The 13,310-nt window shown below is 40.6% G+C and carries 10 protein-coding genes; 5 read left to right on the top strand and 5 right to left on the bottom strand.

Features of this window, described 5'->3' with window-relative positions; genetic code table 11:
- Nucleotides 1-117: 117 nt before the first annotated feature.
- Complete coding sequence (locus FS458_RS05605) at nt 118-2,982, top strand: transglycosylase domain-containing protein (protein WP_391503404.1); 2,865 nt, start codon at nt 118-120, stop codon at nt 2,980-2,982.
- Between the two features lie 23 nt (nt 2,983-3,005).
- Here FS458_RS05605 and acsA read toward each other — a convergent pair whose 3' ends face one another.
- On the bottom strand, nt 3,006-4,721 hold the full coding sequence (gene acsA, locus FS458_RS05600; protein ID WP_144698588.1) for an acetate--CoA ligase: 1,716 nt from the start codon (nt 4,719-4,721) through the stop codon (nt 3,006-3,008).
- 160 nt (nt 4,722-4,881) lie between these two features.
- Here acsA and FS458_RS05595 point away from each other — a divergent pair, with 160 nt between their 5' ends.
- The 3 genes from FS458_RS05595 to FS458_RS05585 are packed head-to-tail and all read left to right on the top strand — an operon-like array spanning nt 4,882 to nt 7,353.
- Nucleotides 4,882-5,514 (top strand): GNAT family N-acetyltransferase, encoded by a 633-nt coding sequence (locus FS458_RS05595; protein ID WP_144698587.1) that lies wholly within the window; start codon nt 4,882-4,884, stop codon nt 5,512-5,514.
- 44 nt (nt 5,515-5,558) lie between these two features.
- Nucleotides 5,559-6,209, top strand: coding sequence for an acetoin utilization AcuB family protein (locus FS458_RS05590; protein ID WP_144698585.1), 651 nt, complete (start codon nt 5,559-5,561; stop codon nt 6,207-6,209).
- Nucleotides 6,199-7,353 carry an acetoin utilization protein AcuC gene (locus FS458_RS05585; protein ID WP_144698583.1) on the top strand — a complete coding sequence of 385 codons (1,155 nt, stop codon included), beginning with the start codon at nt 6,199-6,201 and terminating at the stop codon, nt 7,351-7,353. The genes FS458_RS05590 and FS458_RS05585 overlap by 11 nt, the downstream gene beginning before the upstream one ends.
- Nucleotides 7,354-7,593: 240 nt before the next feature.
- Here FS458_RS05585 and FS458_RS05580 read toward each other — a convergent pair whose 3' ends face one another.
- The 3 genes from FS458_RS05580 to FS458_RS05570 all read right to left on the bottom strand — a co-directional run bounded on the left by FS458_RS05580 (nt 7,594) and on the right by FS458_RS05570 (nt 10,660).
- Nucleotides 7,594-8,295: a 5'-methylthioadenosine/adenosylhomocysteine nucleosidase gene (locus FS458_RS05580; RefSeq protein ID WP_144698581.1), complete on the bottom strand. Its 702-nt coding sequence runs from the start codon at nt 8,293-8,295 to the stop codon at nt 7,594-7,596.
- A gap of 21 nt (nt 8,296-8,316) precedes the next feature.
- Nucleotides 8,317-9,318, bottom strand: coding sequence for a catabolite control protein A (gene ccpA, locus FS458_RS05575; RefSeq protein ID WP_144698580.1), 1,002 nt, complete (start codon nt 9,316-9,318; stop codon nt 8,317-8,319).
- A 253-nt stretch (nt 9,319-9,571) separates the two neighbouring features.
- Nucleotides 9,572-10,660 carry a bifunctional 3-deoxy-7-phosphoheptulonate synthase/chorismate mutase gene (locus FS458_RS05570; protein WP_144698578.1) on the bottom strand — a complete coding sequence of 363 codons (1,089 nt, stop codon included), beginning with the start codon at nt 10,658-10,660 and terminating at the stop codon, nt 9,572-9,574.
- A 121-nt stretch (nt 10,661-10,781) separates the two neighbouring features.
- On the opposite strand from FS458_RS05570, the gene FS458_RS05565 reads away from it, so the two are divergent.
- A complete protein-coding gene (locus FS458_RS05565; protein WP_144698576.1) occupies nt 10,782-12,935 on the top strand; it encodes a cell division protein FtsA in 2,154 nt (717 codons plus the stop codon).
- A 28-nt stretch (nt 12,936-12,963) separates the two neighbouring features.
- On the opposite strand, the gene ytxJ is transcribed toward FS458_RS05565, so the two are convergent.
- Complete coding sequence (gene ytxJ / locus FS458_RS05560; protein WP_144698574.1) at nt 12,964-13,302, bottom strand: bacillithiol system redox-active protein YtxJ; 339 nt, start codon at nt 13,300-13,302, stop codon at nt 12,964-12,966.
- Between the last annotated feature and the right edge of the window lie 8 nt (nt 13,303-13,310).

Genomic DNA, 13,310 nt, shown 5'->3' with positions numbered 1-13,310 from the left:
TCTTCATTTATTTTTACCACACAGATGAATTTCATGTCAATCTTCATCTCCAAAAACGGTGTTCTATCATAAATCGACCTTATGTTATAATACACGAGGGGGAGGGATTACCAAATGATGTCTCGTTTTGATGAATTAAAGCAAAACTGGGAGAAATTTGTCCACTTTTTGAAGGAAAAAGGAATTATACGAACAGCACGAATTACATATAACGTCACATGGAACATGTTCTTGATCGTAACTGTACTACTTATCCTCGGAGGTGTTTTTGCAGCAGGTGTTGGAGCTGGTTTCTTCGCTTCACTCGTAAAAGACGAACCTGTACGAGCACACACTTCTATGAAAGAAGATATTTATAATTATGAAGAAACGAGTACGGCTTATTTTGCTAACAAAACGTACCTAGGGAAGCTTCAATCTGATCTGGATAGACAAGAGATCAGTTTAAAAGAAGTTTCTCCTTATGTGTTAAAAGCCGTTATATCAACAGAGGATCAATATTTTTATGAACATGAAGGTGTTGTGCCGAAAGCCATCTTCCGCGCCATGTTCCAAGAGTTTTCTGGTGCATCTGTTGTTACAGGAGGTAGTACACTCACTCAACAGCTCATCAAAAATCAAATTCTAACGAATGAAGTATCTTTTGATCGAAAAGCTAAAGAAATCTTACTAGCGATGAGACTTGAAAAAGTACTTAAGAAGGATGAGATTCTAGAAGCTTACTTAAACATCGTACCTTACGGAAGAAATTCTTCCGGTCGAAATGTTGCTGGAATACAAGCCGCTGCGGAAGGTGTTTTTGGAGTACCTGCATCCAAACTAAACCTAGCTCAATCCGCTTATCTATCTGGACTTCCAAAGAACCCTTTCGTTTATACCCCTTTTAATAAAGGTGGAGAGCAAAAGGAAGACATGACTGCTGGAATAAAGCGTATGCAAACTGTTCTTAGCCGCATGTTATCTGCCGGTTCCATTACACAAGCTGAATATGATGAAGCTATGAAATATGATATTAAGAAGAATCTTACAACCAAAAAACAGTCTTCCTTTGAAAGATATCCATACTTAACAGTTGAAATTCAAAGACGTACAGTAGAATTACTAACAAAATTGAATGCTGAAAAAGATGGAAAGAAACTAAGCGATTTAAGCCCTGAGGAACTCAAAGAGTATGAGGATAATGCACGTACTCAAGTTAGACAAAAGGGAATTAAAATTTTCACAACCATAGATCAAAAAATATACGACGATATGCAACAGGTAGTAAAAAATGATAATTTATTCGGCCCTGCTAACCAATACGTGTATAACAGTAGAGGACAAAGAATCAAACTCGATAAGCCAGAGCCTGAAGAAGTCGGTGCAACACTTATAGAAAACAAGACAGGAAAGATCATCAGCTTTGTTGGCGGACGTGATTTTAACCGCGAGCAAACCAACCATGCGATGAGAGCTCCTCGTCAAAACGGATCAACAATGAAACCATTGCTTGCTTATTCCTACGCTTTAGAAACAGGTAAAGTTCAACCAGGATCAATCGTTCCTGATACGCCGATCGCATTAGGAACATGGAAGCCAAATAACTATGATATGGATTTTGATGGTCTCGTTTCGGTTCGACATTCATTAAAAAAATCGAGAAATATACCAGCTATTAAATCTTATCAGCGTGTCGATCATATGAAAGCAACCGAGAAGCTGATGCAGATGGGTGTAACCAGCCTTACAAAGGGTGATCGCACACAAAATGCAATGGCGTTAGGTGCCTTGGATGTGGGAATCACTGTCGAAGAGAACGTTAATGCATTCTCTACATTTGCAAACGGAGGAAACTTTGTTGATGCATACATGATTGAACGTTTAGAGTCTAATGATGGTGAAGTCATCTACCAACATAAGAGTGAAGCAAAACCCGTTTATAGTGCACAAACATCTTATCTATTAATTGACATGATGAGAGATGTTCTGTCTTCAGGAACAGCTTCTGGTGTTCCTCGCAAACTAGCTTTCCAATCGGATTGGGCTGGTAAGACAGGAACTACAAATGCTGATAAAGACTCTTGGTTTGTAGCATCCAATCCTAACGTTACGTTTGGTGTTTGGATCGGTTATGATACCCCAGCTGACCTAGCAGGTAACACGGGACAAAGAAATCAGACGATCTGGGCACAACTCATAAATGCTGCTTATAAAAATTCACCACAACTCGTGGATCCTGAAAAACAATTCGCAATGCCTTCAGGAATCGTTCGTCGTGAAATCTGTGGTATATCTGGTAAGCTGCCTTCTGATCTATGCCGAAGTGCTGGACTCGTTACGACTGATCTGTTTAATGCTAAGTTCACACCTAACGAAGTGGACGACACTCTCACAAAAGGTCGTTATGTGCTTGTAGGTGATGCGAAGTATAAGGCACTTCCATCTACACCACAAGAGTTCACGAAAGACGGTGTTTTAATTAAGGAAGAATTCCTGCGCGAACTTGGATTAGAAGCACTAAATAAATTAACGAATACAACGAATCTATTGAACAACATTGTTCCTGAAAAAGAGTTAAAAGAGAACGGCAAAGTTCCTGCCGCTGTTGCAGGCGCAAAAATGTCAGATGGCGTGCTCTCATGGGCGTCTCATGGAGAGAACGATGTAATTGGTTACCGCATCTATCACTCTTCGGATGGTACATCATTTAAGAAGATCGGCTCTGTAACTGCTGATAAGACTTCTGCAAAAGTACCTGCTGGAGTCGTTTATGTTACAGCAGTGGATATTGCAGGTAAGGAATCTCCTGCACAAACAAAAGTTCAAGTCGGCGAAAAGAAACCACCAGCTGCACCACCTACTCCACCAACAGATGGAGACGGAGGTAAGCCTGATGAGCCACAAGATCCACCGCCGCCACCAACTGAACCTGCAGATCCTGGCACAGGCGATCCGCCTCCAGCCACAACTCAAAACAATAATAAGAAAAAACCCTCGAATTGATATTCGAGGGTTTTTCATCGTTATTAATCTTCCATCGTAGAAAGATCACCTGTCGGTAAATCAAGCTCCCACGCTTTAAGAACACGTCGCATAATCTTACCGCTTCTTGTCTTCGGAAGCTTATCACGGAATTCAATTTCACGCGGTGCTGCATGTGCAGCAAGTCCTGCTTTTACAAAACTACGAATTTCCTCAATCAGCTCATCACTTGCTTCATAGCCAGATCGAAGGGCGATGAACGCTTTAATAATCTCTCCTCGAACAGGATCGGGTTTTCCTATTACACCTGCTTCTGCAACAGCAGGGTGTTCGACGAGCTTACTTTCTACTTCAAACGGCCCTACTCGTTCCCCGGACGTCATGATAACATCATCAATTCGGCCTTGGAACCAGAAGTACCCATCTTCGTCCATGTAAGCAGAATCTCCGGAAACATACCAGCCACCTGACGTGAAGTATGAATCATATTTTTCTGGGTTGTTCCAGATCGCACGCATCATGGACGGCCATCCCTTTTTGATGGCGAGGTTGCCCATTCGATACGGAGGTAAGATGTTGTCTTGGTCGTCAATAATCGCTGCCTCAATTCCTGGGAACGGTTTCCCCATCGATCCAGGTTTAATCTCCATCGCTGGATAGTTACTGATCAGCTGTCCACCTGTTTCCGTCATCCACCAGTTGTCATGTATACGCAAGTTAAACACCTTCATTCCCCATCTAACAACCTCAGGGTTTAGAGGTTCACCTACACTTAAAATATGTCGAAGCGAAGACATATCAAATTTCTTTACCACTTCGTCTCCAGCACCCATCAACATACGAAAAGCGGTTGGAGCACTGTACCAGACCGTTACACCATAATTTTCAATCGTACCATACCAATCTTCAGGTGAGAAACGTCCACCACGAATGACACTTGACGTGCCGTTCAACCATGGCCCGAATATGCCATAAGAAGTCCCTGTCACCCAGCCGGGATCTGCCGTGCACCAGTACACATCCTCTTCTTTTAGATCTAGTACCCATTTTGAAGTTTGGAAATGCTGAAGCATCGCATTATGAACATGAAGCACACCTTTTGGTTTACCCGTCGATCCGGATGTATAGTGAAGGATCAATCCGTCTTCTCGATCAACCCATTCAATATCTAAATCTTTTGATGCTTTTTTCATACGATCAAAATAACTTACATACGGTCCCTCTTCTTTAACATCTTCTCCTACCAAAATAACATTCTTCAATTTCGGAAGTTGATCGACTGGGACACGCTCTAAAAGGGCTGGCGTAGTTACAAGCACTTTAGCCTCACTATCTTCAAGTCTATCTCTTACTGCTCCCTCCATGAATGCCTCAAACAATGGACCAACAATCGCTCCAAGCTTGATTGCTCCAAGAAACGTAAAGTAAAGTTCCGGTGAACGTGGCATGAAGATGAAGACGCGATCTCCTTTTTCAACACCTATTTGGCGTAACATATTACCTGCTTTGTTAGACATCTCTTTCATGTCTTTAAACGTATACTTCTCATCTCTTTTTTGATCTGAAAAGTAGAGAGCTACTTTGTTTTTACGATGGGATGCTGCATGACGGTCTATAGCTTCATATGCCATATTGACTCGTCCTGTTTTGTGCCAGGAGAATTCTTTTTCAATGTCTTTCCAATCAAATGCTCCGTATGTAGCCTCATAATCTTGTAGATTAAAATCACCTTTTATAATCGGAAGCGCTTCCAGTTTCATTGCTAAATCTCCCTTCCCTTTTGAATATCTCTTTAATTATATCATATTATCTAAATTTTTTAACTTATTAGAACTATCTATAAAAACGGTCGTGTAAACCCTTACAACGATGATTTATGATGTATAATAGAAGTTGGAAACCAACCTAGGTGGTGTAAAAATGAAACATACGAAAACATACAACTGTGTAGCACTAAAGACGAGTCATGGAACCATTACGGTAGAAGGGCCTGTATCAGCTGAAACGTTAGAGGGTCTTTATTTTCATGAAGATCTAAAAGCATTCAGACCAGCTCAAGAGCAAAAGAAAGCTGTTACTGAAATCGCTAGACTTGCCGAAGGAAGAATCATTATCGCTAGAAATAAGGATACCGTTATCGGTTATGTTACATACGTCTATCCAGATCCACTAGAACGATGGTCTGAAGGAAACATGGAAAATCTACTAGAATTAGGTGCGATTGAAGTCATACCTGATTATCGCAACTTTAAAGTTGGTAAAACACTATTAAAAGTATCCATGATGGATGATGCCATGGAAGATTATATTATTATCACAACAGAATACTATTGGCACTGGGACTTAAAAGGGACAAAACTATCGGTTTGGGATTACCGAAAAGTCATGGAAAAGATGATGAACGCAGGTGACCTAGAGTATATGGCAACAGATGATCCTGAGATCAGTTCGCACCCAGCCAATTGTTTAATGGTCCGCATCGGAAAAAGAATCGACTTAGACACAATTCAGCGGTTCGACCGGCTGCGTTTTAAGAATCGTTTTATGTACTAATCTAATCAGTAGAATAGAGAGAAATCAAATGGGAGTGTTACGATATGATCGTTCAAAATATGATGCAGAAGAATGTTGTAACGATTCATGAAAACGAAACGATCGGTACAGCCATTCAGTTAATGCTTGAGAAAGACGTTAGAAACTTGCCTGTCATTGATAACAACGGAGATTTACTGGGACTTGTTACAGATCGCGAAGTGAAGGATGCCAGTCCATCTATTTTTCACCAGAACGAGCATCCAGAAGATTTTGAGAAGCCTGTTTCAAGCATCATGAAACAAGCCATCTTTTCAGCTCATCCTTTTGACATTGCAGAAGAACTTTCAACGATTTTTTATGAACACAATGTGAGCTGTATTCCTGTACTTGAAGAGACAAAGTTAGTCGGTCTTGTAACCGAACGAGAGATGCTGCATGCTTTCATCCTTTTAACTGGCACCCATCAGCCTGGGTCTCATCTAGAGGTTGCCGTACCGAACGAAGCTGGAGAACTGGCTAAGGTAGCAAGTGTCTTGAAAGATTTCCACTTGAACATCAGCTCTGTGCTTGTCTATCCTTCTCATAATGAGCGAGAAAAGATTATCGTATTTCGAGTTGGAACGATGAACCCGCTTCCTGTCATCGAACACTTGATTGATAACGGCTATGAAGTGAAGTGGCCACCTGTTCCCGGTGAACGCGATGAAAAATGATTCCGTTTTTGTTTATTCACCAGATCTTTTAGGATACAAGTTCAGTGACTCTCATCCTTTCAATCAGCTTAGAGTTCAGCTTGCTTATGAGTTGTTAAGAGATTCAGGTTGTTTGGATGACGATCAGATCATCAAGCCCAGACAAGCAACAGATGAAGAGATCATGTTGATTCATGATTCAGGATATGTAGAAGCTGTAAAACAAGCCGGAAGAGGACAGCTTAATCGGGAGATCGCTCTCAACTATGGACTAGGTACAGAAGATACACCTATTTTCCCTAACATGCATGAAGCAAGCAGTTGGATCGTTGGTGCCACGCTGACTGCTGTTGATTATGTCATGGAAGGAAAGTCCAAGCATGCTCTTAGCCTTTGCGGAGGACTGCATCACGGTTTTAGAGGAAAAGCTTCTGGGTTCTGTATCTACAATGACAGCTCAATTGCAATTGAATATATGAAACGAAAATACAATGCACGTGTTTTATATGTCGACACAGATGCTCATCATGGTGATGGTGTACAATGGGCTTTTTATGATGATCCAGATGTTTGTACACTTTCCATCCACGAAACCGGACGCTACTTATTTCCTGGAACAGGATCCATCCATGAAAAAGGAGCTGGAAAAGGGTATGGCTTTTCCTTTAATGTTCCTGTTGATGCCTTTACAGAAGATGAATCCTTCTTAGAGTGCTATGAAAAAAGCTTGTGGGAAGTTGCAGATTTCTTTAAACCGGATGTCATCATTACGCAAAACGGTGTTGATGCTCATTATTATGATCCTTTAACACATTTATCTGTAACAATGAAAACCTATACGGAAATTCCAAGGATCGCAAAGAAAGTCGCAGAAAAATATTGTGGCGGCCGCTGGATTGCAACAGGCGGTGGCGGATATGATATTTGGCGTGTCGTTCCTCGTGCGTGGTCTTATTTATGGTGTGTGATGAACAATCAAGCACCTTCCGGACAGATCGCAGAGAACTGGCTAAAGCGTTGGACAAGCGAAGCGAAGCATCCTCTTCCTCCTACATGGGAAGATGAATCCGGAATCTATAAACCCATTCCAAGAAAAGATGAGATTACATCCAAAAACAGAGCAACCTTGGAAAAAAGCTTATATTCCATTAAAAAGAGTTCATAGAAAAAGAGGACTATATCGTTTAGTCCTCTTTCTTTATACTTTCAAGCCATATTTTCTAATGTGCATGTTCATAATTTCACGGTAATCGAAAATATATCCACGGTAAACAGAATTAATTTCACGGTAATTTAAATTAATTTCACTGATAAAAATTTTTAACCACTTTTCGACAAACCCATGACCCACAACCAAAAAAACTGACCCCTCCATTGAAGGGGTCAGTTCTCCAAAAAACATTTTCTATAATGATTCTATAATCGTTTCTACCATATCTGACGAACGGCGTGCAGCTAATGCTGTGAATTCTGCAAAGCTAGCGGGTGCTTCACCGTTTGCTTTATCAGAGATCGAACGAATGATCACGAATGGTACTTCATTTAAGAATGAAGCCTGTGCCACTGCTGATCCTTCCATTTCGATACAAGTTCCGTTGAAAAGAGCTGAATAGACTTCAACCAGTTCTCGATCAGCGATAAACTGATCACCGCTAAGTACTTTGCCGATCTTCACTTTCGGTCCTTGTAATCGTTCTGCTGCTGTTTCTGCCAGTTTTACTAGCTCGGCATCTGCTCTAAATTCAGAATCAAACGCAAACATCGGAATCGTTCCTTTTGGAAAATCAGGGCTCAATGCAGACGCATCCATATCATGCTGCATCGCACTCGACGAGATAACAATATCTCCTACTTCTAGTTCAGGATCAAGCGCACCTGCTACTCCTGTGAAAAGAACATGAGTGACTTGGAAGCGATCAATAAGAATCTGTGTGGTAATCGCTGCATTTACTTTCCCAACCCCAGACTTACATAAAACGACCTCTTTGTTATGATGTGTGCCTTCATAAAATTTATTTTGAGCAAAAACACTTTCCCCATAGATATCCAGTGCCTCTTTCATATAAACGATTTCTTCGTCCATCGCACCGATGATGCCAATTCTCACTTCGCCCACCTCAACACTTCGTTATTGTTTTGTAGAATCTCTGAATTGAATACGATGAGGCAATACTACCGTATGTTCTTCAACCGTTTCTTTGTTCATCAGTTTTGTTAACAAGCGCATCGCTACCGCTCCGATATCATACATCGGTTGAACGACTGTTGATAATGTTGGACGAACCATCGTAGCCAGTCTTGTGTTATCGAATCCGATTACTTCAAGATCTTCCGGCACGCTCAAACCTCGGTCTTGTGCACCGTGAATCACACCTAATGCCATTTCATCCGTACCTACAAAAACAGCTGAAGGTTTGTTTCCACTGTCTAAGAAGCTTTCGATCGCTTCGATTCCAGAATCATATGTGTATTCACCAACAAATACTTGACTCTCATCAACCTTTTTACCATGTTCTTCTAACGCTTTACGGTAACCATTGAACTTATAATAGCCGTTGATTGGGTCTTCTAGTGGTCCTGTTACCATCGCAACTGAAGAATGACCTTTTTCAAGCAAGTGAGAAACCGCTTCATAAACAGCATTTTGATAGTCGATGTTTACAGATGGGACTTCCTCGTTCATATCAACTGTAGCTGCCATAACGATTGGAACAGCTGCACGTTTGAATTCTTCTACATGCTCTTCTGTAATCTTTCCGCCCATGAATACAATTCCATCCACCTGCTTACCTAGTAAAGTGTTTAACAGATGAATCTCTTTTTCCTTGTTCTGATCAGAGTTACAAAGGATAATGTTGTATTTGTACATGGTTGCAATATCTTCAATACCACGAGCGAGTTCCGCAAAAAAGATGCTAGAGATATCTGGAATGATAACGCCGACCGTTGTTGTTTTCTTACTTGCCAATCCTCGGGCTACTGCATTCGGACGGTAACCTAACCTTTCAATCGCTTCAAGCACTTTCTTTCTAGTAGATGGCTTGACGTTTGGGTTTCCGTTAACAACACGAGAAACCGTTGCCATTGAGACACCTGCCTCACGAGCTACATCATAAATTGTTGTATTCAAAAAAAATCCTCCTTATATACTGCATATCCGACAGCTATGTAATGCTATTATCATACGATAAAGTAGTAAAGTAGGCAACGAATAGAGACATGTTTCACCATTTATTCATACATTAAAAAAAGAATAAAATAAAATGCACCTATTTTACTTATTTTTGGCGAAAATAGGCAGAATCATACACTTTTTCAGAGTGGTTCTTGATATAAAAAAAACCGGCAGCATTTATCACAAAAGCTGACCGGTTCTCTACTTATTAAACCATCTGATTTAGTTTAAGAAAACGAGAAGAAACAAGTTCTTCAACAAACTTTTGAAATTCTTCGATGTTCATCTGCTGTGCAGCATCCGACAAAGCTACGGCTGGGTCTGGATGTACCTCTGCCATCACTCCATCTGCACCGATTGCAAAAGCCGCCTTTGCAGCTGGAAGGAGCAAATCTTTTCTCCCTGTTGAATGCGTGACATCTACAAACACAGGCAGATGTGTCTCTTGTTTTAAAATGGGAACCGCTGTAATATCCAACGTGTTTCGCGTTGCTCGTTCATACGTTCGAATACCTCTTTCACAAAGGATGATCTGTCCATTTCCTTGTGACATGATATATTCAGCTGAGTTGATGAACTCATCAAGTGTTGCAGCGAGTCCTCTTTTTAACAAAACAGGCTTATTGAGCCTTCCAGCTGCTTTTAACAGCTCATAGTTCTGCATGTTTCTAGCACCAATTTGAATGATGTCTAAATACTCACATGCCATATCAAGGTCTTGGGGATGGACGATTTCACTGATTACCGCACAATTGTATTCATCTGCCACTTTTTTCAGAATCTGAAGTCCTTCCACGCCTAAACCTTGGAAATCATAAGGTGACGTTCGAGGTTTGAACGCTCCGCCTCGTAACAACTTCACACCATTCTTCGTAACAGCTTCTGCGACTGAAGCTGTTTGTCCGTAACTCTCTACAGCACACGGCCCAGCAATTAAAATAGGATTTCCGTTTCCGATCTCCAGACCTTTAACAGAAATAACCGTATCTTCAGGTCTTTGTTTTCTCGAGACAAGAAGCTCTTTTTTGTGATTCACTTCTTGTAATTCGAGACCTGCTTTAAATATTTCTTTAAAAAGATGGTGAAGTGTACTCGTTTCAAAGGGTCCTTGGTTCTCTGATGAAACGAGATCTAACATATGCCTTTCTCTAACAGGATCGTACTTCTTCATACCTTGATCGGATTTAATCTTACCGATTCGCTGAACAAGCTCACCTCGTTTGTTGATCAATGCTAACAATTCTTTATTTACTTCATCAAGCTCGGTTCGTAACGTGCTTAACTCTAGATGATTCATATATGAGCACCTCAGTATTTATATAATGTAAGAAATATGATACATTTCTAATAATTGGGACGTTTTCTAATCAACTTATAAGACTACCTATACATCTATCGTAACAAAAAGAGGTGCCTTCGTGGACAAAAATCTTTTATTCGCATTAGATATCGGTACACGTTCCGTGGTCGGTATGATTTTAAAACAGCATGAAAACGGAAAGTATGAGATTTTATATAAAAAAATGATCGAACATGAAGAGCGATCTATGCTTGATGGTCAGATCCACCATATCCCAGCTGTTGCCAGAGTGATCCGAAAGATAAAGAATGAGCTTGAACTTGAAGTCGGCCCACTTACAAAGGTTTGCGTTGCTGCAGCAGGGCGAGCTCTTAAGACCATGAAAGGCCGTTCTGAAAAAGATCTTTCACTTGAAGATATCTCTTCACATGAAGAAGTGATCCATATGGAACTTGCAGCCGTTCAACAGGCTCAATACCAGTTAGCGAGCCTATTGGATGAGAACTCGAATTTACTCTACGATTGCGTTGGATATTCTGTTCTGCATTATTACCTCGACGAGCAGGAGATCGGGAGCTTTATCGGTCAGCAAGGTAACAGAGCTAGTGTGGAAGTAATCGCTACTTTCTTACCAAGAGTCGTTGTTGATTCTTTAATGAAAGCTCTAGACGAAGCTGGGCTTGAAATGGAAGCTCTAACGTTAGAACCAATCGCAGCCATTAATGTGCTTATTCCGCCTTCTATGCGTAAGTTAAATGTAGGTCTTGTTGACATTGGAGCAGGTACTTCAGATATCGCGATTACCGCACAAGGGACAGTAATTGCGTATGGTATGGTTCCGGTCGCAGGAGATGAAATTACAGAAGCCATCAGTTCTGCTTTTTTGTTAGATTTTCCTGTAGCTGAGCAGCTTAAACGATCATTAACAGAAGAAGCAGTTGTAACCTATACTGATATCTTAGGGTTCCCATCGCAAAAAGACACATCTGAAGTCATCTCGATGATTGAGTATTCCATAGAAAGTTTAGCAGATGGAATTACGAAGGAAATTCTTCAGTTGAACGCCAAGGCACCTCAGGCGATCATGCTTGTTGGAGGAGGCAGTCTAACACCTCTATTACGTGAGAAAATTGCTGAAATACTAAATCTGCCTCTTGAACGCGTAGCGATTCGAGGGCTTAACGCTATCCAATCCTTGATCCCTTCCTTAAAAGAAGAAGGTCCTGAACTCGTAACACCTGTAGGTATCGGTATTGCAGCTAAAGAAAATCCGGTTAAATATGTAACCGTCTCTGTAAATGGAAAGACAATACGTTTGTTTCAAGTGAAAAAACTTACGATTGGTGATGCCTTGATTGCTGGAGGAGCTGATCTTTCTAAGCTTTACGGTAAACCTGGAATGGGATTGATGGTTCGGTTAAATGGTGAAGTGAAGATATTTAAAGGAAAGATCGGTTCAGCTCCTTCCATTGAGATGAATGGCGTTTCATGCACGCTGTCAGATGAAATCTTAGAGGGTGCTATGATTCATTATGAATCAGGACAAAACGGCGAGGATGCAAAGGTTTCCATTCAAGAAGCTTATAACGATCACATTGCAAAAACGTTGTGGGTGAACGGTAAAGCTGAGACGTTTGAAACTCATTATTTTATTAATGAACAACGTGTATGTGCAGATACGTTCATACAAGATAGAGATGATTGCTATTATCGTTTCCCTTCTACCCTTTCAGATATATTTGATCTAAAAGAATGGAGCAGCGAAACAAAACGGACGCATTTTACTATTTTTGTAGATGGTAAGCCTCTTTCCATTCGAACTAAATTCACTGATTCGGTGTATCTGAACGAGCAAAGAGTTAATCTGAACACATTATGGCATGATGGAGATCGATTAGAATATCAACTTACTGAGGAAGAGCAAGTAACTTTAAAACATATAACGGATGCTCTAGACGTAAATCTGCATCAATCATGTACGGTTATTTTTAACGAGGAAGAATTAACTCTAGTCCGGCCATTCTATAGCTTTTATCGGGAAGAAGAAAAGCTTCGTTTGGATTCAGTCCTTAATCATCAGGAAAGGCTTTTGATGAAAAAAACAGATCAACAACCGTTTATTTTTCAGGATGTGTTTACAGAAGTTGAACTAATACTCCAGCCAAAGCCTGGTGAGAGCTTGATTCTGTTAAAGAATGGAGAAAAGGCAGGCTTTCAAACCGAGATTCAAACAGGCGATGAATTGCTATTAAAATTTGAAATGCTTGTTTAAAAACGAAGAAAAAAGCGTAGCATTTCTGCTACGCTTTTGTTTTTTCGTTCGCTTGTGCAAGCTTTTTATTTGTGATGTTCCAATGAGAATCATGCCAAACCACATTATCTCCATCGAAGATTAATACTTGAGGAGATTCGTGCTTCACTCCTGTTTGCTCTGCAATCGCATTGCTTAATGACCTTGCATCTTGAACGTTCAAATAATACAATGTTTCGTTCTCGTTATCTGCTGCAAACTTTTGGAATTCTTTAAAAGCTTCATGACTCACAGGACATGTTGTACTGTTCTTCATCAAAATAATACGGTTTCTTTGTTCTTTGACTAGATTCCAATCTTGTTCGTTCTGTAGTTGAATAAGTGACATATCGATTT

It is taken from the genome of Fictibacillus phosphorivorans, assembly GCF_007673525.1.
GTDB lineage: Bacteria > Bacillota > Bacilli > Bacillales > Fictibacillaceae > Fictibacillus > Fictibacillus phosphorivorans_C.
This window is presented reverse-complemented; position numbering and strand designations above follow the sequence as displayed.